At 42.2% G+C, this 24,805-nt stretch carries 22 protein-coding genes; 8 read left to right on the top strand and 14 right to left on the bottom strand.

All coding sequences use genetic code 11. From position 1 onward, the window contains the following. Positions 1–35: 35 nt before the first annotated feature. On the bottom strand, positions 36–920 hold the full coding sequence (locus WA256_RS13765; protein ID WP_062565830.1) for a LysR family transcriptional regulator: 885 nt from the start codon (positions 918–920) through the stop codon (positions 36–38). A 102-nt stretch (positions 921–1,022) separates the two neighbouring features. Between WA256_RS13765 and WA256_RS13770 the strand changes: the two genes are divergently transcribed. The 3 genes from WA256_RS13770 to WA256_RS13780 all read left to right on the top strand — a co-directional run bounded on the left by WA256_RS13770 (position 1,023) and on the right by WA256_RS13780 (position 3,459). Beyond that, positions 1,023–1,652 carry an NAD(P)-dependent oxidoreductase gene (locus WA256_RS13770; RefSeq protein ID WP_335992349.1) on the top strand — a complete coding sequence of 210 codons (630 nt, stop codon included), beginning with the start codon at positions 1,023–1,025 and terminating at the stop codon, positions 1,650–1,652. Between the two features lie 68 nt (positions 1,653–1,720). Next, positions 1,721–2,743, top strand: a complete 1,023-nt coding sequence (locus WA256_RS13775) for a Kelch repeat-containing protein (protein WP_062565828.1) — start codon at positions 1,721–1,723, stop codon at positions 2,741–2,743. Further along, positions 2,740–3,459 carry an SIR2 family NAD-dependent protein deacylase gene (locus WA256_RS13780; RefSeq protein WP_335992355.1) on the top strand — a complete coding sequence of 240 codons (720 nt, stop codon included), beginning with the start codon at positions 2,740–2,742 and terminating at the stop codon, positions 3,457–3,459. Before WA256_RS13775 ends, WA256_RS13780 begins: the two co-directional genes overlap by 4 nt. A gap of 33 nt (positions 3,460–3,492) precedes the next feature. Here WA256_RS13780 and WA256_RS13785 read toward each other — a convergent pair whose 3' ends face one another. Then, on the bottom strand, positions 3,493–5,088 hold the full coding sequence (locus WA256_RS13785; RefSeq protein ID WP_335992358.1) for a carboxylesterase/lipase family protein: 1,596 nt from the start codon (positions 5,086–5,088) through the stop codon (positions 3,493–3,495). Between the two features lie 194 nt (positions 5,089–5,282). On the opposite strand from WA256_RS13785, the gene WA256_RS13790 reads away from it, so the two are divergent. Further along, positions 5,283–6,599 (top strand): methyl-accepting chemotaxis protein, encoded by a 1,317-nt coding sequence (locus tag WA256_RS13790; RefSeq protein ID WP_335992360.1) that lies wholly within the window; start codon positions 5,283–5,285, stop codon positions 6,597–6,599. 50 nt (positions 6,600–6,649) lie between these two features. Here the strand turns inward: WA256_RS13790 and WA256_RS13795 are convergent, their stop codons facing one another. Beyond that, positions 6,650–7,648 carry a DUF4382 domain-containing protein gene (locus WA256_RS13795; protein WP_062565824.1) on the bottom strand — a complete coding sequence of 333 codons (999 nt, stop codon included), beginning with the start codon at positions 7,646–7,648 and terminating at the stop codon, positions 6,650–6,652. A gap of 226 nt (positions 7,649–7,874) precedes the next feature. Between WA256_RS13795 and WA256_RS13800 the strand changes: the two genes are divergently transcribed. Beyond that, positions 7,875–8,315: a hypothetical protein gene (locus WA256_RS13800; RefSeq protein WP_269407286.1), complete on the top strand. Its 441-nt coding sequence runs from the start codon at positions 7,875–7,877 to the stop codon at positions 8,313–8,315. A gap of 36 nt (positions 8,316–8,351) precedes the next feature. Here WA256_RS13800 and WA256_RS13805 read toward each other — a convergent pair whose 3' ends face one another. From WA256_RS13805 to WA256_RS13830, 6 genes are all read right to left on the bottom strand, one after another. Further along, positions 8,352–10,040 (bottom strand): methyl-accepting chemotaxis protein, encoded by a 1,689-nt coding sequence (locus WA256_RS13805; RefSeq protein WP_335992363.1) that lies wholly within the window; start codon positions 10,038–10,040, stop codon positions 8,352–8,354. Between the two features lie 98 nt (positions 10,041–10,138). Continuing rightward, positions 10,139–10,648: a GNAT family N-acetyltransferase gene (locus WA256_RS13810; protein WP_335992365.1), complete on the bottom strand. Its 510-nt coding sequence runs from the start codon at positions 10,646–10,648 to the stop codon at positions 10,139–10,141. A 3-nt stretch (positions 10,649–10,651) separates the two neighbouring features. Beyond that, the gene (astB, locus tag WA256_RS13815) at positions 10,652–11,995 is read right to left on the bottom strand and encodes an N-succinylarginine dihydrolase (RefSeq protein WP_335992368.1); all 1,344 of its coding nucleotides are present in this window, start codon (positions 11,993–11,995) and stop codon (positions 10,652–10,654) included. A 48-nt stretch (positions 11,996–12,043) separates the two neighbouring features. Further along, positions 12,044–12,274, bottom strand: coding sequence for a helix-turn-helix domain-containing protein (locus WA256_RS13820; RefSeq protein ID WP_054562555.1), 231 nt, complete (start codon positions 12,272–12,274; stop codon positions 12,044–12,046). Between the two features lie 590 nt (positions 12,275–12,864). Further along, the gene (locus WA256_RS13825; RefSeq protein WP_335992371.1) at positions 12,865–13,878 is read right to left on the bottom strand and encodes a zinc-binding alcohol dehydrogenase family protein; all 1,014 of its coding nucleotides are present in this window, start codon (positions 13,876–13,878) and stop codon (positions 12,865–12,867) included. A 93-nt stretch (positions 13,879–13,971) separates the two neighbouring features. Beyond that, a complete protein-coding gene (locus WA256_RS13830; protein WP_332393505.1) occupies positions 13,972–14,403 on the bottom strand; it encodes a MarR family winged helix-turn-helix transcriptional regulator in 432 nt (143 codons plus the stop codon). A gap of 123 nt (positions 14,404–14,526) precedes the next feature. Between WA256_RS13830 and WA256_RS13835 the strand changes: the two genes are divergently transcribed. Beyond that, positions 14,527–14,955 (top strand): organic hydroperoxide resistance protein, encoded by a 429-nt coding sequence (locus WA256_RS13835; protein WP_054562552.1) that lies wholly within the window; start codon positions 14,527–14,529, stop codon positions 14,953–14,955. Between the two features lie 27 nt (positions 14,956–14,982). Here WA256_RS13835 and WA256_RS13840 read toward each other — a convergent pair whose 3' ends face one another. Beyond that, positions 14,983–16,716, bottom strand: a complete 1,734-nt coding sequence (locus WA256_RS13840) for a GMC family oxidoreductase (RefSeq protein ID WP_335992376.1) — start codon at positions 16,714–16,716, stop codon at positions 14,983–14,985. 25 nt (positions 16,717–16,741) lie between these two features. Next, complete coding sequence (locus WA256_RS13845; RefSeq protein ID WP_335992378.1) at positions 16,742–18,175, bottom strand: coniferyl aldehyde dehydrogenase; 1,434 nt, start codon at positions 18,173–18,175, stop codon at positions 16,742–16,744. A 107-nt stretch (positions 18,176–18,282) separates the two neighbouring features. Between WA256_RS13845 and WA256_RS13850 the strand changes: the two genes are divergently transcribed. Together WA256_RS13850 and WA256_RS13855 are read left to right on the top strand one after the other, a co-directional pair. Continuing rightward, complete coding sequence (locus tag WA256_RS13850; RefSeq protein WP_335992380.1) at positions 18,283–19,287, top strand: AraC family transcriptional regulator; 1,005 nt, start codon at positions 18,283–18,285, stop codon at positions 19,285–19,287. Between the two features lie 116 nt (positions 19,288–19,403). Continuing rightward, a complete protein-coding gene (locus tag WA256_RS13855) occupies positions 19,404–21,527 on the top strand; it encodes a methyl-accepting chemotaxis protein (protein ID WP_269407279.1) in 2,124 nt (707 codons plus the stop codon). Positions 21,528–21,926: 399 nt separating this feature from the next. On the opposite strand, the gene WA256_RS13860 is transcribed toward WA256_RS13855, so the two are convergent. The 3 genes from WA256_RS13860 to WA256_RS13870 all read right to left on the bottom strand — a co-directional run bounded on the left by WA256_RS13860 (position 21,927) and on the right by WA256_RS13870 (position 24,423). Then, positions 21,927–22,232, bottom strand: coding sequence for a DUF6966 domain-containing protein (locus tag WA256_RS13860; RefSeq protein WP_335992385.1), 306 nt, complete (start codon positions 22,230–22,232; stop codon positions 21,927–21,929). A 37-nt stretch (positions 22,233–22,269) separates the two neighbouring features. Further along, on the bottom strand, positions 22,270–22,566 hold the full coding sequence (locus WA256_RS13865) for a hypothetical protein (protein ID WP_335992388.1): 297 nt from the start codon (positions 22,564–22,566) through the stop codon (positions 22,270–22,272). A 384-nt stretch (positions 22,567–22,950) separates the two neighbouring features. Further along, positions 22,951–24,423 (bottom strand): sensor domain-containing diguanylate cyclase, encoded by a 1,473-nt coding sequence (locus WA256_RS13870; protein WP_335992391.1) that lies wholly within the window; start codon positions 24,421–24,423, stop codon positions 22,951–22,953. Positions 24,424–24,805: the final 382 nt, after the last annotated feature.

The following is a 24,805-nucleotide window of genomic DNA, read 5'->3' on the forward strand; positions in this document are numbered from 1 at the left end:
TTTTATAGCCTATACGTATTTGCAGCAGGTTTAGATTATAAAATATCGTGTTGCCAGTGCTCTGCTAAAAAGTCGATGAACGCTCTCACCACATTTTGTTGGAAGTTACGCGATAAATACACCGCCCATAAGTGAGAGCCCATAGTAGTGTGCTCTGGCAGTACTTTTACAAGCTCACCTGATGCCAAATAGTCATTGGCGAGATCACATGGTAGGTGAGCTACCCCGATTCCTTGTTTTGCTGCTTTTAAAAGTACGCCCATATCGTTGGCAACAATGTTGCCCTTAACCGTGACTTTTTGTGTGTTGTCGTCGTGTTGAAATTGCCAAATAGTGTGTTTGTTATGAACAAGGCAATTGTGAACAGATAATTCACTCGGCTCATTAATCGGTGGGTTCGCAGCTAAATAATCGTTAGAAGCACATACGGCGGTTGCGATATACATTAGCTTACGGGCAATAAGACCTTCGTCAGGCTGGTGGATGTAGCGCAAAGCGATATCAACGCGGTCATCAACCAGCTGCGATAAACTATCTGAAAGTAACAGTTCAAAGCGCGTCTGTGGATGGCGTTTGGTAAACTCTTTAATGGCATCAAACAGTTTATGTTGGCCAAGCCCAATCGGTGAGGCAACGCGAATAGTACCCACTAATTCGTTGTTATGGCTATGCGCTCGGCTTTGTAAATCAGATACTTGATTTAATATTTGCTGGCAATAGCTAAGGGCTTCTTCGCCTTGAAGGGTTAAACTTACTTTGCGTGTTGTACGATGAAACAATCTTAAATTTAGCCACTTTTCTATATCTTGAATATGCCTAGAAACTTGTAATCGGCTTAAACCTAAATGCTCTGCAGCCTGAGTAAAACTGCCTGTACGGGCAACTTCGACAAAGCTAGTAATTGAATTGAGTTTATCCATTGGTATCTTAAAGTGAAACAATGTGTATCTATTTAGTGTATTTATCAGTAATTAGTGAACAAGTAAACTGCAATCATTGAAACAAACAACGGAGAATTCCTCATGAAATTAGCAGTTATTGGCGCAACAGGTTGGATTGGCAGCCACATTACTTCAGAAGCAATCGCACGTGGTCATCAAGTAAATGCATTAGTTAGAGACGTAAGTAAAGTAACTCAAGATAACGTTACTGTGACTGAATTTGATTTAACAAAAGACGATATCGCAACTGCAGCTACAGGTAGTGATGTTGTTATTGCGGCAATTGGTGGTCGTGCTTTAGGTAACCATGAAATTGTTGCAAACACAGCAAAGCAATTATTAAACGCGCTTGCAGGTACAGGCACACGCATTTTATGGGTGGGTGGTGCAGGTAGCTTAGAAGTGGCACCTGGTGTAACACTGGTATCAAGCCCAGACTTTCCTGCTGAATACAAAGCAGAAGCCATAGCTCAAGGTGAAGCACTTGATGTATTTAGAGCATCAACAGCAGATACAGCTTGGACTTTTGTATCACCAGCTGCGGTCATTTACCCAGGTGAGTCAGAAGGCCCGTACCGTGTTGGTGGCGACAGCTTCTTTACTGATGCAAACGGCGAAAGCAAAATATCAGTCACTGATTATGCTAAAGCGATGCTTGATGAAGCACAATCGGCAGCTCATTTAAATCAACGTATTAGTATTGCTTACTAATAGCGAGCCTTTCTTCAGGCTCATAAAATGGTATTCTTTAGCGATGTGTTAAGTTACCTATTTAATTTATGAGCCTGTTATTTTCTATTGCACTTGCAACCATACCTGCCTTACCTGAACCCGTCGCGAACAACGCTGTAGCCAAAGTTGTTATTGATGAACAAGCATACTTTTTAAGCTTTATGGGCTTGAGCTCAGGCAAAGCACATACAGATGTTCACAATAAAGTGTGGGTCCTTAAAGTGGGCGATAAGGCGTGGCAAGCAGCTAAAGCCGTACCAAGTACGTTGCCTCTTAGTGGCCGCTTGGCGAGTACTGCGGTGGGTGTGGGTCAACATGCCTATGTATTTGGTGGGTATACCGTTAGCGCCGATCATCAAGAAATCTCTACACCCGATGTATATCGCTATGATGTGCTCTCTAATTCATATACGCAACTGGCCAATATGCCAGTGCCGGTGGATGACAGCGTGGCGCTTTCGTACCAGCAGCGTTATATCTATTTAGTCAGTGGTTGGCATAACGATGGCAATGTTAACTTAGTACAAGTGTATGATACGCAAACGGATACTTGGCAACAGGCTTCGCCATTTTTAGGTCAACCGGTGTTTGGCCAAGCGGCGGCAATTAGTGGAAACACTATATTGGTATGTGATGGCGTTAAAACACAGGCGAATGCTGATAAACGCCGTTCTTTCGCTGCGGTTGCACAGTGCTTAAAAGGTACGATTGATGCTGATAACCCATTAAAGATAGATTGGCGTACCGTGCCACACCCAACAGGTGTTGCCCATTACCGTATGGCAGCAACCAGTTTTAATGGCGACATTTATATGATGGGCGGCTCTGATAACCCATATAACTACAATGGTATGGGGTACGATGGTAAACCAGCGCCAGCGAGTGATCATGTTTGGCGCTTTGATGTTGATAAAAACACGTGGCAAGTGATGCCAAAAGCCGGTACCGCGAGCATGGATCATCGAGGTTTATTAGAGCACCAAGGAAGTTTGTATCGTCTTGGTGGTATGGATAATAATCAACAAGTGACAGCCGATGCACTTGGTTACAAGGTAAAGTTATCTCTATGAATACACTCTATATTACAGGGGCGGGAGTGAGTGCCGCTAGCGGTATACCGACCTTTCGTGGCGAGGATGGTTATTGGACCATTGGCAGCAAAAATTATACGCCGATGGAAATGGCAACGCGTGCTATGTACGAAAATAATCCCCGCGAATTTTTAGCTTGGTATTATCATCGCTTTGCAACCTATCGCCATCACGGTCCCAATGAAGTGCATCATTGGTTGAGTGATAAAAATCTCATTACGCAAAATATCGATGGCCTTGATGGCAAAGCAGGTAACACCGATTTTATTGCTATTCATGGTCGCTTAGATCAAATGACACTATTTCACCATCAAGGTGACGATGTGATGGCTTTTAACGCGCCGTGGGATAATGTCAACGAAGACAACCTCCACAACTCCTTGCTTGAGGTGTTCAATATTAATAATGAAAGCCCCAAGCTCAACGAGTCGTTTAAGCCTTACGTGTTGTTATTTGACGAATACTACACTGAGCTTTATCGAATCTCTGAGGCGCAACAGCGCATGCTTGATGCCGATAAAATCGTCTTTATTGGCACCTCGTTTAGCGTCAATATTACCCAAATGGCACTCGATATTGCACGCAGTCAAGGCACGCCAATTGAAGTAGTAGACCCAGATCCTACTCACGTATTTCATCCTAATGTGACATATCACAAGATGACAGCGCTTGAGTATATTCAGCAGCAAGGATAAAAATAAGGCGCTTATATTAAGCGCCTTATTTGATTATTGTTTTTCAGCTTTTGTTTCTGTGATGTTTAACCGAGCTTGTAAGGGATCCGGTAAAAACTCTGCAGTCCCTGATTTACTCATTTGCAGTATATAAGATTCATCATTTTTATATGCTTGCCAAGTCGGTAAACCTGGGCCATTGGGTGTGCCTAATTTAATAAAATTCGTCACATAACGGTGCATTATTTTAGCGGCTTGCTTATCTTGCTCAGTGGTGACATGACCATATTTCGCTGCCACAGTATTAAAAAAGTATGGAATTTCGCTGGCGTGCTCTGCACCAGGTTTATCTAAGGTTTGCGCCACATAACCAAAACGATACAAAAAGGCATCTTTCCCCATATCTGTCACACGTTTTGCAACGAACCTTGCAGGCTCTTGCATTAAAGCATCTTGACCAACTTGGTAATTGAGTAAAGGCAATGGCGTTTCGCCGCTTGCATCGTAAGTCATTTTTGCTTGTGTACTGTGTGGAGCAAAACTTGCGAATAACGCCTCTTTAGAAGCAAAATTAGCAAAGCCTAAATCCATATCTGCTGTGCCAACCATGGTCGCAACATAGCTAAATGTGCCTTTACTCAAGCGCGCTTCAGTCGCCGAATTGATGATGGTGCCATCAATAATTGGCCCGCCAACGTACGTAGGTTCAACATCATTTTGTCGGTTTAATGTGCTCAGATTTAGGTCATCAACCACGTCTTCGGCAGATAACTCACGTAGTGCAGCAAGGGCATTTTCATCACTGCCTAAAATGGTGTGTTGCTTGGCAAAGTTTTCGCCAATTTTTTCGGCGCTTAATACGGTGTCATCATCACTAGTTAGAGGCAACTGCTTAAAAAGCTCTCGTCCGCCTGCTGACATAATAATCGCTTGCTGGAATAAGCCATTAGCAGCAGGGGTTTGCATCATCGCATGTACCGATGCGCCCCCTGCAGATTCACCCATTAGCGTTACTTTTGCAGCATCACCACCAAATTGAGCGATATTTTGTTTCACCCATTCAAGGGCCGCAATTTGATCCATTAAAGCGTAATTGCCCAGTGCATCGTTCTCAAAACGACTAAGAGCAGGGTGCGCAAAAAAGCCAAATCGGCCTAGGCGATAATTAAAGCTAACAAAAATAACCCCTTGTTTAGCAAAGCTCTCACCTGAATAAACAGCGGGTGATGCGCCACCATTTACAAAGCCACCACCGTGTATCCATACCACAACAGGGTAAGGGGTATCGCTGTGTTTAGTGGGTTTAAATACATTTAAATAAAGGCAATCTTCCGAAGGGGTTGTTGTAAGCGGTGCTGCATCGGCTGCAAATGGTTTTTGCATACAGTCAGGCGCATAATCGTTAAGTACTTTTACATCTTGCCACTTAGGCACAGGCTCTGGTGCTCGCCAGCGTAACTCTCCCACCGGAGGTGCAGCATACGGAATGCCTTTGTAGGCAATAAAACGCCCCTCTTTTTGCCCTTGGATGAGTCCGCCAGTGACGGCAATATGATCAGATTGAGGTTGTTCTTGGCAGCCTTGCAAAAATACGGCAGAGCCTAATAGAAAAGATGAGTAGAAAATCGATTTGAGAATACGCGATGTCATAACAAAGCCTAGGCTGTTTGGGTAAAGCTTATAATATTATATATTTGCTCAATGTTTAAGAAGAAAGCGCTTGAGTGTTAGAACTGGCAGTTGGTTAACCTGTTAATCATTAAGAAAAAAGAACCATTTTGTAATTCTATTTCTTGTGCTACTGAGCTAATATTTATTTAACTACCCTAATAACTGGTGTTTCAATGTGGTTTAGTAAAAATAAAGATCAACTCATTGATGCCTTGCAGCATGATGTTGATAAAAGTCAGCAATATTTAGCTGGGATCAGAGAAAATATTGCTTATATCGAATTTACACCAGATGGAACTGTTCTCGAAGCCAATGATTTGTTTTGTAAAACAATGAAAGTGCAAGCTGGCGATATTATTGGTCAGCATCATAGTAAGTTTTGTGCGCCTGAATATAGCAGCTCAAAAGAGTATCAAACGTTTTGGCAAGATATTGCTAGAGGCCAAGCAAAGTCAGGGGTTTTCTCGCGCATAAATGGTGCCGGCGAAAATATTTGGCTGCGTGCAACCTACTTTCCGGTACGCGGTGATGATGGCAAGGTGCGCTGTGCAATTAAGTTCGCTTCAGAAATTACTAAAGAAGTCGAAAAACTTGATGAAATGTCGGCAATCTATGATGCCGTTAATAAAAGCACCGCGATGATCCGCTTTACGCCGGATGGTCATATTATTTCTGCAAATGATAATTTCTTAAATGTTGTAGGTTACAGTCTTGCTGAAATTCAAGGTCAGCATCACAAACTGTTTTGTTATGACGACTTTTATCAAAAGAACCCCAACTTTTGGCAAGAGCTTGCTAACGGGCGCATTTTCTCTGGGCAATTTTCTCGTAAAAAACGTGATGGCAGCCCGCTTTACTTAGAGGCAACCTATAACCCTATTTTTAATAAACAGGGTAAAGTGACGCAGATCATTAAGTTTGCATCTGATGTCACTGCCAGAGTTAACAGCACCGAAGAAGTTAAACATGCAGCTGAAAATGCCGGCCACACGTCTGAAGAAACCTCGCAAGTCGTGACCAATGGTAAGCAACGAATTTTAAGCAGTGTTGCGTCATCAAAAAAAGTGAGCGAGCAAGTTCATCAAACTCGTGAACTGTCGGATGTGTTAGCGCAGCAGTCATCACAAATAGGTGAAATTGTAACAACCATTAATAGCATCGCAGAGCAAACAAACTTACTTGCCTTAAATGCAGCGATTGAAGCTGCCAGAGCCGGGGAGCATGGTCGCGGCTTTGCGGTGGTTGCCGATGAAGTAAGAAATTTGTCGCAACGTACTTCTGTGTCGACCAGTGAAATATCAGGCTTAATTGGTAAGACGCAAGAAATCGCAGCAAAAATGACGGCTCTTATCGAAGAAATTGAAGCTCTGTCTGGTGAGTCTCAGCAAAATGTTGAAGAAGTCAGCATGATCATGGAAGACATTAAAACCGGTGCGGATAAAGTGGTAGATCAGATATCCGAAGTGATTATTCGTTACGATACACTATAAACAACAAAAAGCCCGCACACAGTGCGGGCTTTTGATGGGGTATGCCAATATTATTCAGAAACAGTGAAAGACACGTCTAAGTCTTCACCCGATGTTACTGTAATTGGTTTTACTTGATAAAGCGTAAATGCTTCGTCTTGCGTTTCTACGTCATCGATGTGCGCTGCACAGGTATAAGCAAGTTGATAATCACCTGGTTGAATGAACGCAAGTTCAAATTCGTATTGGTTATCTTCGCTATCGAAAACAACATCCGCCGTTGCAAGAGGTGCATCTAATGGTGTTTCATCTTCGTTAACCTCATAGTTGTCCATTGGCATTTCAACATCGCTGCTATATAAGTAAACAGCATGACCGAATGAGCCATCTTCTAGTGCGATATCGATATTATCAGTTTCACAGTTAGCGATAAGTACATCGCTTACAGTGCCTTCGATATCTTCAGATTCAGCAAGGTTTTCTAAGCGAACACCGCGTGGTTTTAAGAAGATCTCATCACTATTTTGTGGATCAACTAGTGACTTTTTAAGGTCAAATTCAATAACAAACTCGTTACCAGCTTGGTTTAGGGTAAAACCATCAAGTTGAATTTCACCGATACCATCGTTGCCTTTACGTTTAACAACCAGTGGTGCAATGCTGTCATCTTCGTAAACAACATGCGAAGTCATGGTTAAATCGTTTGTGTCACCATTGATGACATCTGCACGGATCCATTGATATTCACCCGCAGCTACTTCTTCATCTTCTAATAAAGAAAATACATCATCACCTGTGTAGTCTAATAAATTAACCATTTCAGGCATGGTTTCATCATCATCTTCACGGGTCTCAAAAGTGAACTCTTCACCACCTTGGGTTTTCAATGTGATTGAATCAAACACAACATTTACAGCTTTTAAACCTGTCACTGGTGCATCAGACACACCTAACGTGAACTGTGCAGTTTGCGGCTGAGGATCAACTGAATCGTTCTTATCGTCATCTGAGCCACAACCAACAAGTGCAAATAAAACGGCGCTGCTAAGTAATGTAGTTTTAAAGTTCATCATTTCTTCCCTTTGTGTTCTAAAAATTTACTAATAGTGTAATAACTAAAACTTAATGTAACTTGAATTGCTAATGATAAGTTTCGATTAACACCTTTGTACCTTTTATGTAACAAGCTGAAAGTGAGAATAAAATAAATGCTAATTTAGCGTGCTTTTAGGTAAATCCATTTTTCTTCCACATTTTGCTGACACCATCGCAAAAAATAAAAATCTAGGAACAAAAATGAAGGTCATTGATTTAGAAAAGCGCTTTGAGTTTAGGGGATGGGCACTGTTAGCTGCATTTAACGTAATCTTATTTGTGGGATTCATTTATAGCTCATCAGAAGTGAGCAGCTTACTTTTTAGTTTTTTACTGTGCACTGTTTCATTACTATTAGCGCTGTTGGTGTTTAATTCAAAGCGCAATTTAACGGTGTGTCGCCATGGTGTGCATTACCGTAATTTATTTGGACAATGCCGTCATATGCATGCAAGACAAGTGCAGTTTATTCACCATTACTCATTTTTTGGTTTGCGCTTAGTACTTATTATGGGCGAAAAGTATATTTGTATTGCGCCTTTTTATAGCCTTAATGACAAACATCAACAGCGTCTAAAGCGCTACGATAATGATTTGTTCGATTGGTTAAAGAACTTACAAAAGACCAATGATTTTTGTTAAGCAGGCTGCAATGCCTGCCTAACCATCAATCAGTTATTAGGTTTTATAACGGCTTACATTTTGTTCTAACTGCGTTGCCGTGTCTGTTAGTTCATGCATGTATGACGTTGCTACATCGGTATCATTAGCGGTTTTGTTAGCAATATCGACAATGGTCGTCATGTTTTGATTAATCGCTTCAGACACTGACGTTTGCTCTTCAGCGGCTGTGGCAATTTGTGCATTTTGTGATGTGATGGTGTTAACCGAAAGCAGTACTTCATTAAGCGCTTTTTCGACTTCGCCTGCCTCATTAACACTGGTTGCACTGCCAGATTTAATTGACTGCATAATGCTATTTACAGTTGTTGTTCCTTGCTGTACTTGCTCAATCATTGCCTCTATTTCATGAGTACTATCTTGCGTGCGTTTTGCTAGAGTTCGCACTTCATCAGCCACCACTGCAAAACCACGACCCGCTTCACCTGCTCGGGCAGATTCAATAGCCGCGTTCAGTGCCAGTAGATTAGTTTGCTCGGCAATGTTTCTGATCACATCAAGCACACTACCAATTTGACTCGATTGTTGATTAAGCTGATCCACCGCATTAGCCCCTTCATCAACTTGTTTGGCAAGGCCATTAATCACCTTTATAGCAATCAGTAATTGATTGTTAGCTTGTTTTACTAAATGATCGGCATGTTCAGCAGCGGTTGAGGCCTCTTGGGCGCTGCGGGCAACTTCCATTGACGCCGCCGACATTTCGTTTATTGCGGTTGCAACTTGCTCACTTTCTTCATGTTGGCGATTAATACCTGCGTGCATGTTAGCAAGTAGCTCGTTGAGTTTGTGTGACGCTTGATTCATCGATTGCGATGATTGGCGTATATCAATAACCATTTTACCAACGTCATCAGCAAAGCGGTTAAACGAGCTGCCAAGCTTGCCAAGCTCATCGTCTCGTTTCACCATTAAACGCTGGGTTAAATCGCCATCACCTTGTGATATATCGTTCATTGCGAGTACGGTTGTTTGCAGTGGGCTAGTAATACTGCGCGATACCACCACTGCAATCGCTGCGGTAATTGCAACTGCGAATATTGAAGCGATAACTGTGTTTATAAAGGCATTATCGATACCTTCATTAACCCGTTGTTCTGTTACTGCAACTTGTTGCTCAAGGCCACTGATCCAAAAGCCGGTTCCGAGCACCCAATTCCATTTTGGTACCAAAGCGGCATAGCCGAGTTTAGGGTTTACACTGCCGTTGGTATTTTTCCAAGAATACTGCACATAACCACCGCCTTTCTTCGCAGCATCAATCAGCTCTCGTATCAGATAAACCCCATTAGGATCTTTAAAATCATAAAGGTTTTTACCCTCAAGTGAGGCGTTAACTCCATGGGCAATATTGACACCTTTTACATCATAAACAAACACATAACCTGTATCGCCAGCATCATCAAAACGCAAATTACGCAAAATATTTTTTGCTTGGTTTTGCAATTGTTCAGTATTAGAGCCATCATCTTGTGCGATGAGATGAGCAATCGAACTCATGGCAATTTTTTGATAGTTACTGACTTCGGCCTTTCGGTCGTTTTCCATTTGTGTAGCAAAACTTTCAACGGTTTGCGCACCACTGTGTTTTGACTGCACATAGTTGTAGAGTGTCAGCATAATTGCAATGAGTAGGGGGGGAAGTAGGGCTAGAAAGAGTACCCGTTGCTGTATTGATAGCGCCATTTATCGCTCCTAATAAAAATCCGCAGCACTAGTTTAGTACGTTTAAAGATTTTTATTAGTCGACTTTATGATTATATCAATTGGCTATAAAAGCAGATCTAGGCGACTTGCTTATAAAAATACACCGTTGCGTCAAATTCACCGGAGGAACTTTTCGCAAAACCAGGAATCGTGCCAGCTTCAATATAATCGAGTTTTCGATACAAATATGAAGCAGTGTCACCTTGGCGGGTATCAAGTACGAGTAATTGAATTCCTAAGATACGGGCGTCGGTTTCTAGGCTATTCATCAATTGTTTTGCAATTCCTTTGCCTTGATATTCGCTGTGTACCATGAGCTTTTCTACCTCGCCGCGGTGAGTGCCATTGGCTTTAGCGCACAAAGAAAGCTGCACTGAGCCAATCACCGTATCACCATCAAGGGCCAGATAAAGCCTACGGTAAGGCGTTGCTAAATCGCCATCGACCCCTTGCCAGTAGTCATGTGCTGACTGTAATGATAGCGGGGCAATAAAGCCGATTGATGCGCCACTGGCAACGCTATCAATCAGTAAACTATTGAGTGATTTAGACACCCCTTTAATAGAGTGTACAGCTTTAATTTTCATTATTTATTCTTGTTGAAATGGATACACAGAGCCTAAATTAAGTAAGTTGGTTAACTCATCAAGTGCTTGATAGCTTTCGGTTAAAAGCATTGGATCGGCAAAGTCGTCACTACTTAAAGAGTCACGGTAATGCTTATTCGCCCAACTTACTAATTGGTTATATTTTTCTTCGCTGAATCGTACACCCGGATTGACCGCTGCGAGTTCGTCAGTGTTGAGCGCTACACGCAAGCGTAAACAAGCAGGGCCACCGCCATTTTGCATGCTTTGGCGCAAGTCAAAAAAGCGCACTTGCTGAACTGGGTTATCTGCCAAAATCATTTCTTGAATGTAATCGTGAACAGCTTGATTACGCTGACATTCTTTAGGTGCAACCAGCATCATGCTGTCATCACTTAAGGTAATTAATTGGCTATTAAATAAATAGCTGCCTACAGCATCTGTAATGCTCACTTTATTGGTTGGCACTTCAATAATATGTAGCGGCTTGTTGCCTAGGTAAGCTTGTTTAATCTGTTTTAGCGTATCAGCTTGATGCAAAAACGCTTGTTCGTGGCATAAAAGTACATTGCCATTGGCCACAGCGATTACATCATTATGAAAGACACCTTGGTCTATCACATCAGGATTTTGTTGAATAAATAATTGATTTTCTGGCTTTAGCTGATGTAAACGGGCAATTGCTTGCGAAGCTTCAAGAGATTGTCTTGCAGGAAATTTAACGGGCTTTGGCAAGGCGCTATTAAAACTACTTGCACCATAAACAAAGATCTCAAGCCCTGAATCTGCATGACTATCGCATAATCGATTATGATTTGCGGCGCCTTCATCACCAAAAAAACCTTGATCAGGCAAGTGCGCATGATGGCTAAAGTAACGCTCATCGTTAAACATGGCTTTTAATAAAGCCGTAGTTGTAACGGGCTCTAGCGAGCGGTGAAATTTGTTATTTAAGTTAGCAGCCGTAAAGTGCACTTTGCCATCAAGCGTATCGACTGAAGGCGAAATAGTGCCAGCATTGGCTGTCCACATGGCCGATGCACTGTAACAAGCTCGCAGTAAAACAGGGTCGGCTTTAAATGCTTTTTCAATAATTTGACTATCGCTGCCTGTAAAGCCTAAACGCTTTAACACATTAATGTCGGGGCGAGCATGGGGTGCAAAAATACCTTGTTCTAGCCCTAACTCGTGCATTGCCTTCATTTTTTCAAGGCCTTGTAGCACGGCCTCTTTGGGGTTCGAATGCGAAGAGGCGTGACTTAGTGAAGCGACATTGCCATACGATAATCCCGCGTAATTGTGAGTAGGCCCCACTAAGCCATCAAAGTTTACTTCTACTGCGTGCATACTTAATCCATCATTATTGTGCATGTATTTTAACCATACAGAAGTTATTTAGCTGAAGCTAGCTAACTCCATTTCTACATTACGTAGACTTTGTTGAAGGCGCTTCTGAGTGGCAATTAAATACGCTTTTTGTTTGTTCTGTTTAACTTGTTGCTGTCGTGCGGCTTTGTATAACACACGCTTAGGAATGTCGTACTGCTCAGACGCTTCAGTGATTGTCAGTTGATGAACCGAAATTTTTTTAAGCGCTTCAATAAATGCGGGGTCATTATTTAACATAGCGACGCTCCAAATCAGCGACATTATGCGGATCGTTTGCTTCATGCATATGCCATGTGCTGATGTCTAATCGCCAAAGTAGATAAAGAGTGTGAAAGAAGTTAGTCACGTTAGTCTCCTTGTTAGTGCCAGTTCATACTCACTATTGGAAGATCTGTGCCAAACCTTTATTAAATTTAAATGTATTAAAAATCAATCGGTTAATATTCGGTGGTAAGGGCGTCCCTAAAAACAGGCACTAAAATAGTGAAAGGTAAGTGCAGTAATGCACTTTAATGATGCGTGCTTGTATTATTGAACGAGGAAGTACGCGATGTGAAATCGCTGCTACATGCTCGTATCTCGTAACTTGAATCTTAATTTTTTGTTTCGCGCGCCAAGCAAGCGTGACGCCTACAGGTAGCAGCGGCTTTATGCCGCGACATGGGTGGGGGAGGGGCGATACAAGAATAAAACGCGATGTGAAATCGCTTCTCGCAGCTCGCTTCTTTACTCTCGTTTCTCGTTTCTCGCATCTCGCAACTCGTTTTTCGCAACTTTAATCTCGCTAACTTTCCCCTCGCACCTCGCACCTCGCAACTTATTCCTCGTTACTCAAACCCTTCCAACACAAGCTTTCCGCGAGCTTTATGAGACTCTAAAATTCTATGGGCTTTAATAAGGTTTGCTACGTTTATCTTACCTAAATGCTCACCCAATGTTGTTTTGATTGTGCCGTTATCAACTAAGGTCGCGAGCTCTGAAAGAAGCTGATGCTGGGCAATCATATCATCGGTTTGAAACATTGAGCGGGTATACATAAATTCCCAATGCAACGAAATACTTTTACGCTTTAACTTTAAAATATCAAAGCTTGCAGGGTCGTCGATCAGTGCCAATTTACCTTGTGGCTTGATCACTTCCATAATGCTATCAAGATGTTGGTCGGTGTGCGTTAAGCTCACTACGTAATCAAATTCATTCAGGTCGGCCGCAAGACGTTGCTCGTTCAGGTTTTTACTATGATCAAGAACATGATCAACTCCTAAATCTTTAAGCCAGTTGGCGCTTTCTTTTCGTGCGGCGGTACCAACAACCGTTAAATTGGTAAGCTGTTTGGCAAGCTGCACTAAAATTGAGCCTACACCACCGGCGGCACCTATTACTAATACAGAGGCTGGCTTATTGTTCTTAGATTTTTCAATCTGTAAGCGGTCAAACAATAACTCCCATGCCGTAATACTGGTTAAGGGCAGGGCGGCTGCTTCACTATTACTCAGGCTTGTTGGTGCAAGACCGACAATGCGTTCATCAACAAGTTGCAGCTCAGCATTACTACCTTGGCGCGTTAAGTCGCCAGCATAAAACACACGATCACCGACATTAAATAATGAAACCTTGTCGCCAACAGCTTTAACCGTCCCCACGGCATCCCAGCCAATAACTTTGTAGCCAATGTCTGGTGACACATTAGCGCGAATTTTAGTATCAACGGGGTTTACTGAAATTGCTTCTACGGCTACAAGAATGTCGTGACCTGTGGCAACGGGATCAGGTAATTCAATCGCTTGTAGTGATGAGTCCGATAACGTTGGGGTTGCTGTAGTGTATCCAAATGCTTTCATGATGGTGTCCGTATTGATGAGTTTTGAACACTATAGCGCATCTAGTTTTATTAAAAAGCAGTGTAATCCAAATTCACTTTCAAATAATTTTTGTTAATTGAGGTCACTATTTACTAAATCGAGTAATTCAATCAGTTGCAGTGCTTGTTGTTCGTTAATGCTTGGGAAGCGACAACGAATTTGCGACGGTATATCGGCGGCTTGATCTTGCATCACCTTGCCTTTGGCTTCGAGCTGCACGAGTCGTTTGCGTTTATCTTGGCTATCTTTGGTGATCGACAACAATGCTTTATCGCTCATTTTTTTCAAAATTTGCGTCATCGCACCGCCATCAATGGCAGTTTTTTCAAGTAATTCAGCAATGCTGATCTGATCTTTTTCCCACAGCGCCATCATCACTACGTATTGCGGGTAGGTTAAATCTAATTGATTGAGAGAATCTCGATACGCACGGGCAATCCCATTCGATGCCATATATAAGCGATGGCATAGCTGGTTATCTAATTTTAGTTGTGGGTATTTCATACTCGATCCTCAAAATTCAATACGAGTATTTTAATTTGCATACAAAGTATTTGCAATCCCGAAAAAGCTGATCTAATATATTTTGCATGCAAAGTATATTTTCACTCAATTAGGAGAGTAATCATGAAAGAACTACAAAGCGTCGCATACACAGCAAAAGCAACAGCAACAGGTGGCCGTGAAGGCACAGCAAAATCAGATGATGGTCGTTTAGATGTGGCACTATCAACTCCTAAAGGGTTAGGTGGTGATGATGGTCAAGGTACAAACCCTGAGCAATTATTTGCTGCAGGTTACGCGGCTTGTTTTATCGGTGCATTAAAGTTAGTGGCTGGCCAAGCAAAAGTTAAATTACCAGCTGATACTCATATTAACTCTGAAGTATCTATTGGTCCTATTGAAGGTGGTTTTGGTATTGCTGTTAAGCTTGCGGTATCGGTGGGTGATCTGGATAAAGACACCGCTCTTGCACTTGTTAATAAAGCGCACGAAGTATGCCCATACTCAAACGCAACGCGCGGTAACATTGCTGTTGAATTATCAGTGATCTAATTGCTATTTATCAAAATAGGCCGTGCTTTATGCACGGCTTTTTTGTTTTTCAGCAATCGATTTTGCTAAATCACCTGAACCCGTAAGCGCAGATACTAGGCCTTCGCGTGGTTCACTAAATTCTATTGGTTTTATCTTGCTTGCTCGGGCTGCATCGAATACCGGTATTTGGCTCATTGCGTATTCAGACAATGCGGTAATGGTTAAAGATGGGTTTACCCCTAAATTACCCGGTATGATTGAGCCGTCAATAACTCGTAGGTTTTGATAGCCGAACACTTCTCCAGAGCTATCAACTACGCCGTTAGAGGCATCAGTCCCCATGGCGACTCCACTCATTATATGCGCCGTCATTGGAGCACCAAAGAGCACTTCAGATAAGGCAGAGCCTGGCACGCCACCGAGTTTTTCGGCGTAGAGTTTGGTTGCTTCTTCTGCTTTTGGAAAACTAACGCTAAGCGGCGTGTCATTGTCTTTTTGCACCGCAGTAATGCCGTTTTTAAATAAGCGATACCATTTACGTCGCCATTCTAGGTGAATAAACGCCTCGGATTTTTGCATCACCAAAAAGAGAATTGAGCTGCGGGCTTTTCCTTTTGGTCGCAAGACTTTGGCTGTTTTTATTGGATGGCGCAGTGTATTCACTAAAAACTTAGCAATACGCTTGAGGCCTTTTCCAGTCACCATGGGAACGTAAGGTAAATATAGCCATGTGCCATCGGCGCCTTCTCTAAACCGGCAAATTTCAATATTGGTGTCTTTGTCGACCGAAATAAATGAGCTGATCGCAACACCATCATCAACTTTTTTAGTAGTGTTGTTCGCGGTGGTGAGGGTTTCTGAATTAGTGCGAATTTGCTGACCTAGCCAAGCTGAAATATTGGGCAATGTTTTGTCTTTATCGCGCATTTTTAAAAGCAAAGGCACGGTGCCCATGACCCCCGCGCTTAGCACAACGCCACGTGTTGTTAGCGTATAAATATGGCTGTTGCGATGACTGGTATCTTTAATCTTAATTTTGTATCCGGCGCTGCCATCTGCATTGAGCGGGGTGATTTTGATTACTTCAGAGCTGGGTCTTATCTCTACGCCATTACGTTCGGCAAAGTACAGATAGTTTTTCATTAAGGTGTTTTTGGCATTATGGCGACAACCAATCATGCAGCTACCACAGTAATGGCAGGTATTTCGCCTTGGACCATCGCCATTAAAGTATGGGTCGGGTAACTCTTTGTTATAGGCTTCGCCGGGTTTTGCAAAAAGTACCCCAGTGTTCACGGTTTTGAATGAGTCACCTTGACCCATCTGCTCTGCAATCTCTTTTAATGTGTGATCGGCAACATTGGTATAGGTATTTTTGGCACTGCCTAACATGCGCTGTGCAAGGCCATAGTAGGGCATTAGGCTTTCTTTCCAGTCTGATTTTATTCGTGTCCAGGCTGGAGATTGAAAGACCTCATCATCAGGAATAAGGTGCACATTGGCATAAATTTGTGAGCCACCACCCACACCCACACCATGCAGCACAGTGACTTTACTGGTAAACGAAAATTGAATGCAGCCTTTAAGGCCAATTTCTGGCTGCCACATATAATTTTTGATATCTAGGTTGGTCTTTGGAAATTCTTTATCGTCGCGCCGTAGGCCTTTTTCGAGTACTAAAACCCGGTTGCCTTTTTCGCTTAGGCGAAGCGCACTCACAGAGCCACCAAATCCAGAGCCTATAATAATTTGGTCAAAATCAAATGTGTGTTGCTGCATTATTATCACCTGTTGGTGTTTATTGTTATGAATTTAATTTACTCAAAAAGGCTAAAAGCTTATCGGCAAACCTGCCGTAAGGCGGCATTAAAAATTTCACGCTCGAAAACTTGGCTTGATAAAACACCGGGCGTAATTTTGAAAAGGTTAAAAATCCTTCATAGCCATGGTAATGCCCCATCCCACTGGCACCTACGCCACCAAAAGGTAAGTCGTGCTGACCAACATGAAACAGGGCATCGTTAACGCTTACACCCCCCGACATCACCTGCTCAATATAAAAGTTAATAAGCTGTTTGTTGTAGCTAAACGGGTAAAACGCTAAAGGTTTATCTCGCTCTGCAATATAATCAACGACCTGCTGCGAGTCTTGATAGGTTTTTACCATTAAAATAGGTCCAAAAGTCTCGCGGGTATCAATGCTCATACTGTCATTGCTATTTAAAATTAATGTCAGTGGCAGTTTTCGCGTGTTGGCATCTGCCACTTGGTCGCTAAGCGTAATAACGTCAGCGCCGAGTTGTTTGGCTTCTTCAATACAGTTTGTAAGGCGTTTAAATGCGCGGTCATCAATAATGGCTGTGTAATCTTGGCTATGAATATCTGGCACATGTTTCTTCGCCCAGCGTGTGGCTGTATCGATAAATAGCGCAAGTTGAGACTGATGCACAAATACATAATCAACATTGGTACAAATTTGCCCTGCGTTCATTTGCTTTACATACATGATGCGCTCAACAGCTTTTTGCATCGGGTAATCAGTAGCAATCACAGCAGGAGATTTACCTCCTAACTCAAGGGTTACAGGCGTTAGATTTTGCGCTGCGGCAGCCATCACTTTTTTGCCGGTTTCACCTGAGCCTGTGAACATTAAATGATCAAAGGGAAGCTTTGAAAAGGCGATGCCTACTTCACCAGTCTCACAGTAAAATTGCAGCTTTTCGGGCTTAAAATAATTGCCCACTAGCTCGCCTAAAAGCGCGCTTAAATGCCGAGAGTTTTCAGACATTTTAACCATCGCCTTGTTACCTGCTGCAAATGCTGCGGCTAATTGACTAAAGGCTAAATTTATCGGGAAATTCCATGGCACAATTAACCCTACAACACCAAGCGGCTGGGGAATAACTCGGTTCTTTGCCCCTAAATACATACGGTGATCAACATGTCGCTTTTGCACTTTCATCCACTTTTTAAGGTGCTTTAAAGTGCTATTGATATCTGCACAGGCATTAATGATTTCGGCAAGTAAGGTTTCATGGCGAGAGCGATTACCATAGTCTTGATTAATGGCCTCGATAATACGTGCTTGGTTCTCAGTAATCATGGCTTTTAACGCAAGTAAGTGTTCACGTCTTTGCTGGTAGTTTTCAATACCTGCTGCTTTGGCATGGCTGCGCTGCGCAACTAAGTCGGCCATTAAAATGCTATCGATGCTTACTGGTTTTGTGGCAATGTTCATCTGTAAGTTCTGTTTGTCAGAGTTTGTTCTAGCATAAATAAATCGCTTGCAGTTGATTTGACTTTTTAGGACACTGAAATGACTCTTTAGGACAAAAGGCACACTGCGTGGAAAGTTTAATTCGCTCTTCTAGTTTAGCTGGGTTTGAGAATTTAGTGAGGCAATATGGCGTAAATCCAATTACTTTGTTGGAGAAAGCAGGTATTTTACCCGCACAGTTACGCGACCCAGACAGCTTTGTTGTTTACGCTCATTACCTTGAATTACTTGAGCTTGCTGCTCAAGCGTGTGATGAGCCATGTTTTGGCTTAAAGCTTGGCGCATCACAAAGTATGAGTACGGTAGGCTTGATTGGTGCTTACATGTCGCGCCAACCTACGATTCTTGATGCCCTCAATGTTGCCCAAAAATACATATACCTGCATGCTGAAGGTATTGTGCTAAACCTTGCCCTGCTTGGGCAAACGAGTTGTGAGGTACGTTTTGTCCGACTGTCTGACGAAAAACACGAGTTTGAGCAAAAGTCTCAGTTGGCAGTGTGTTTGGTCAATAAAATATTAAAAGAATTAGTTGGCCCGAAATGGCGGGCCGATAAAGTGTGCTTACGGCAATCTGTGGCGGTGAAACAGCGGCCATTATTTAATAAAGTGCTTAATTGCGAGGTTGAGTTTAACAGTGACGTAGATGCGATTTACTTTTCAAGCGCATTTTTATCCTATAAACCCCAGCTCAATGATGCCATTTTAGACACCCTAATAGCGGATCAACTTGAGCTACAACGCCTTAATAAACTCCCCGATGAAATGCTGCAAATAGAAAGTGCGATGAAAATGTTGCTAGCAACCGGTGAGTGTAATAAAGAAAATACCGCGAAAAGTGTAGGGCTACACCCCAAAAAGCTGCAGCGCATATTAACCGAGCATAAAACCAGTTATCGGCAATTATTGGACGAAGTTAGAAAGTCAGAGGCAATGCGGCTATTACAACAAAAGCACATCAATATGACCGACTTAGCACTGCGTTTAGGCTATGCGGAGCTGTCGATTTTTAGTCGTCGCTTTAAGTTATGGTTTGGTATGTCACCCACCGAATGGCAGCAAAACTTGGGCTAACTTAACAAAGCGGCTCAATCACAGTAAAACTTCATACTTTTTTTCTAATTGTCCCTATGTAGTCATGCAAATGGTCTAAACTATTAGCAAACCTACAATAAAAACAGGAAATGTCGATGCGGCAGTTAGCATTAGCGAAAAAGTTATTATGGCTTACGGTAGGCAGTATTTTTATTACTGTGTTTGTTTTATCAAGTGTTTTATGGTGGCAGCTGTCAAGCAGCAACCAGCAGTTAGCTGCGCAATCAGAAAAGCTGATTGTTGCAGAGGTGGAGGATAAACTTGCCTCAAATGCCGCCGCATATGGTGAACAAGTTGCTGGGTTTATTAATGAAGCGTACCGAGTGCCTTATTCATTTGCCGCTATCTTAGGTGACAACGATGCGGCAGCTACCTTAACCCGCGATGCTGTGGTTGAGTTGAATCGCTCTCTATTACAAAAAAATGATATTCTTTCATCTATCTACTCGCAATTTGAAGCAAATGCGTTTGATGGCCGTGATGCTAATTTTATCAGCGGGTATGATCATTCTGTGGCAGGCGTTGGCACACTAGAAATTTATTTCACGCGCAACCGAGACGGCGTAATTGAGCAACAAGTGGTTGACGATGTAGCTGAAAAATATGTGGATACGCTCAATGAATTTGGCCAGCGGGAAGCTGAGTGGTACTTGTGTGTAAAAGACACCAAAGTGCCCTGCATTATGGAACCCTACCTATACGAAATCACCCCAGGTTATTCTGAAATGATGACCTCTCTAACTGTGCCCATTCTTCGTGATAACGAATTTATTGGTGTTGCTGGGGTTGATTTAACATTGCCTGTATTTCAAAGCATGACCGAAAAGCTCTCAAAAGAGCTGTATAACGGTAAAGCCCGTGTCACCTTGCTAAGTTCACTTGATTTAGTGGTTGGTAGTAGTCATTACAAAGATAAGCTAGGCAGACCGTTAAAAGAGGCGGTGACTAAAAACATTTTAGACAATTACGTTAAAGCGAAAAAACAAAGTGGTGTATTTAAAGTTGGTGATGAGTATTTAGTTAACTACCCAATTAGCATCAAGCTTGCAAAAACACAGTGGAACCTATTGATTGAAGTACCCGCTGAGCTTGCCCTTGAAGGGCCTCATGCGCTAGCAAATAGCATGAGCGAAAATGCCAATACACTAGGTGGCTTAATCTTGGTGACGGGTATTATTATTGCTGGTGCCGCCTTTGTTATCATGACCTTAGTGATCCGCACCATTGTGGCACCACTACAGCAAATTCAACAGCGCGTTGATAACCTTGCGAGTGCTGAAGGTGACTTAACTCAAACCTTGCATGTTGATACCCACGCTGAGCTAATCGCATTGGCTACAGGCTTTAATGCATTTCTTGCTAAATTACGAGATTTAATTGGTGAGCTTAAGAATGTATCAACGCAAACCAAAGAGCAGGCCCAATTAGCAACCAGTGTTGCTGTTGATACTAAACACAACGTTCAAGCGCAGTTCCAAGAGATTGAGAGCGTAGTAACCGCCATGAATGAAATGAGCGCGACAGCACTCGAAGTAGCAAGAGCCTCAGAGCAGTCAGCGCAACAAGCCGATGAAATAAACAGCCTTGTTGTGAGCAGTGAATCGAGCTTGTCGTCCGCGGTTACCCAAGTTAAAACCATGTCGGATGAAATCAAAGAGGCCAATCAAGCGGTTGAAAAAGTCGCGGCTCGCAGTAACGACATTACACAAATTTTAGATGTGATCAGAACAATTGCAGAGCAAACAAACTTACTTGCACTGAATGCAGCAATTGAAGCGGCAAGGGCCGGTGAACAAGGCCGTGGCTTTGCGGTAGTGGCTGATGAAGTAAGGGCACTTGCTTCAAAAACACGTTCATCAACCGATGACATCAGCGGCTTAATCGACAGCTTACAGCTAGAAGTAGGTAATGCATCTAAAGTAATTGAACAAGGTGTTGTGCGTGCACAAACCGCGGTAGATGAAACCTCCGTTGCATTTGATGCATTACATGAAGTTGTCGTCAAAGTGGATGAAATCACGCAGCAAATTACCCACATTGCAACGGCTGCAGAAGAGCAAAGCTCAGTCACAGAAGAGATAAACCGCAACCTGACGTTAATTTCAGATGCCGCATCGCAACTAGCTGAGCTATCTACCCAAGCCGGAGATGGTAGCCAAACACTTAATGCACTCGTTGCACAACAAGATGATGAATTGAATAAGTTAAAGACGAAATAGTTGCTAGTTGCTAGTTACAAGAGTAAAGGGGCTAGGTGCTACATGCTCGCACCTCGCATCTTTACTCTCTTAGGAATGACTTTAGTCATGAATAATTAACCACCACACAAAAGTTAGCTCCTTGGACGTAGGCGTGAAACTTGTTTCGCGCGCCAAGCCTACATGTAGCAGCGGCTTTATGTCGCGTCATTGGTGAGGTAAGGGCATACGAGAATAAAACGCGATGTAAAATCACTGCTACAGACTCGCATCTCATTTCTCATTTCTCGTATCTTTACTCTCGCAACTCGTATCTAATACCTTGTTTCACGCGCCAAGCAAGCGTGACGCCTACAAGGTAGCAGCGGCTTTATGCCGCGAAAAAGGGTAAAAACACCGTGATGTAATGGTTTGCTTTCACTATTGCTCTATGATTCGCTTAAAAAAACTTCGCTTTAATTTACATTCATTGAATAAGCTGGCAGTTAACTTAAAACCTAGTTTAGCTTCTTGCTTATTTGCACCCGTAAAAGTTAAAGAATCAGTGACACTGCCCATACCACCAAATGCAGCAAGTGAATGATAAATAGTTTTTTGAGGCTTACCCACATAGAGTAACCCTAACGATTTTTGAAAATAATTAGCCCAATGCGCTTCATTAAATTCCCGAAGTAATTTTATGAGATTTTCTAAATTATCTTGATAATCGACATAATTAGATTTCATGAAAGTGCTCGTCATTTGAAACATCTCGCTAATAATATTAGGCCTTGTTAGAGATAAGCAGAATTATCTTGGTTGCCCACTTTTCTAAAAGATTGCTAGGTGCAAAAGATAGGAAAAGACCAAACAGAGGAAATAGCGAAGTGAAAATTACTGATCCAACTTTTGCAGTAAAATCCTTTGTTGGCACACCATTTATTTCAATCGCTGCATTTGGGTCTTGCGCAGCCTGAATAAAAAAGAAGACTATAATACTCCCAATGATAATTAGCATGCCTCCAGCGAGGCGGCTTAGCCCAACGACAACATCTACTTGTTTCTTTAATTCTTCATCCATAACCATCTTAATTAGAACATTTTTATAGCTATTTAAAGCTCTTTATTAATTGCCTATTTTTAACAGAGCCGTTAATTAATTACTAGTCGTATAGTGCAAGGAATCTTAGGCTCGCATCTCGCATCTCGTTTCTCGTAGGAATGACTTTAGTCATGAATGATTAATAACAACGCAAAGGTAAAACCTTGGACGTAGGCGTGAAACTTGTTTCGCGCGCCATGCATACAGGTAGCAGTGGCTTTATGCCGCGTTATTTTTGGAGTAAGGGAGATGTGTGATAAAACGCGATGTAAAATCGCTGCTACAGACTCGCACCTCGCACCTCGCATCTCGTACCTCGTCTCTCGTAACTTTACTCTCGTAACTAGCAACTCGTAACTCATTCTAACTACACTGCGCCTGATTACGGCCTTGGTTTTTGGCTTGGTACAATGCTTTATCGGCGCGTTTTAACATCGATTCTATATGCAGATCGCTTGCTTGTAAGGTGCTTACGCCAATACTCACGGTGAATTTAACGTGTTTGTTGTCGGCGATGATGTCTTGCTGTTCGATATCGGCTCTAATCTTTTCTGCGATAGCAAATGCCGTGTGGTTATTTGCCATAGGTAAAAATAAGACAAATTCTTCACCACCAATGCGTCCCGCAATATCTGATGCTTTGCTATGTTGGATGAGCTTATGCGCTGTGGTTCGTATTACTTCATCGCCAGTAGCGTGGCCAAATTTATCGTTTATAGCTTTAAATTGGTCTAAATCTAGCAGTAAAAGAGAGCAGGTACATTGCGCGTCATGATATTTTGCAAACTGCTGATTAACCTTTTCGAAGAAGCCGCGACGATTATAAAGTTGTGTTAAATGATCTGTCACAGATAAGGCTAATGCTTCATGCTTAGCACGTTCTAGCTCATAGGTTCGTTCTTCTACTTTTTGTTCGAGCATGGTGGTCAGCTTTTGTTGTTCTTTCTTGCGTTGAATAAACACGGCTTGAATGAGTAATACCGCTGAAAGAGTAAATAAAAAGAAAAACTGCATGGTCACTTCTGCTGTTTTAGGATGATGATAATAAAAATACCCCCAGCCTTGATTACTTCCGACCCAAGCTGCAAAAAACACCAACATATTCATGCAGCTGGTGGCAGTTGGTGATAACCGCGTAGCTGCATAAAGCAGCGGAAACAACAGTAATGCAGGTTGTAAAAATGGTAATGTCATGGTTGTGTATGCGGGGCCAAAAATAAAATAACACAACAAAACCACGGTCAAAGTAAGCAACAAAAGTTTAGAAAATTCACTAGGGGTGACCGGGTGCGGCCAATTTCGCCATAAAAAGTAAAGGGCAGGGGTGAACACAATTGCTGCTAAGGCATTGCTAATACTCCAATTTAATATGCCTACATACAAGCCATTAAACCACTCGATACCAACTAGTGAGTATATGCCCACACCGAAAAGCGCAGAAATCACGCCAATCGCAATGCAAGCAACAATAAACACTCTGGCTAAACTGGTGACGCTTGTCAGCAGTGTGTGTTGTTTAAGTTTTCGGTTAATTAGCCAAAATGCAGTTAAAGCAGCGAGTGTATTACCTGTGGTTGTCGCGGCATTTATTGCTATGTATTTAAAAGTGAATGGATTTAAGCCGCTTAGATAAAAATAACAAAGCACAACTAAACAGGTGCCTAATGCAACGCCCAGCCAGGCTTTACGACCAAATAACATCAAGCCTGCCAATGCGACTCCTGCTGGAGGCCATACCGCCAGTGTTTTTAACACTTGCATAGTAAACAAGCCAAACAGCAGATAAACAGAGCAAACAATGATATTAAATTGCCAAGGCTTGAGCTGTGTGTCCATACATCCCTTTATGTGCTTATGTAAGAAAGCCACCGATCGGTGAGTTAGCATTAATCAAGCTACTAATAAATTAGTATATTAGTAGTTGGAGAATAGGCAAATTCGATTAATTTAAAAGTGGTTTTTCTCTAGCTGTTTGCTATTCATACAATTTATTAGACTAATAGTTAATGTGCTTAAAAAACAATCTTTTGCTTACTCTTTAAAAGCGCTAAATCTAAATAAATCATTAATTATCAATTGCTTGAGTGTGTTTTATGAGTCTCTCAACTTATTAAAAACACCTATTTTATAAATTCATACCCGACCTTTTGCCTAATCGTGTTTTGTATCTGACTGCTTTACCCTAACTGCATAATAAAAACTCACATAATTTTTCAAG

Source organism: Pseudoalteromonas sp. CH_XMU1449-3 (genome assembly GCF_037027245.1).
Lineage (GTDB): Bacteria > Pseudomonadota > Gammaproteobacteria > Enterobacterales > Alteromonadaceae > Pseudoalteromonas > Pseudoalteromonas shioyasakiensis.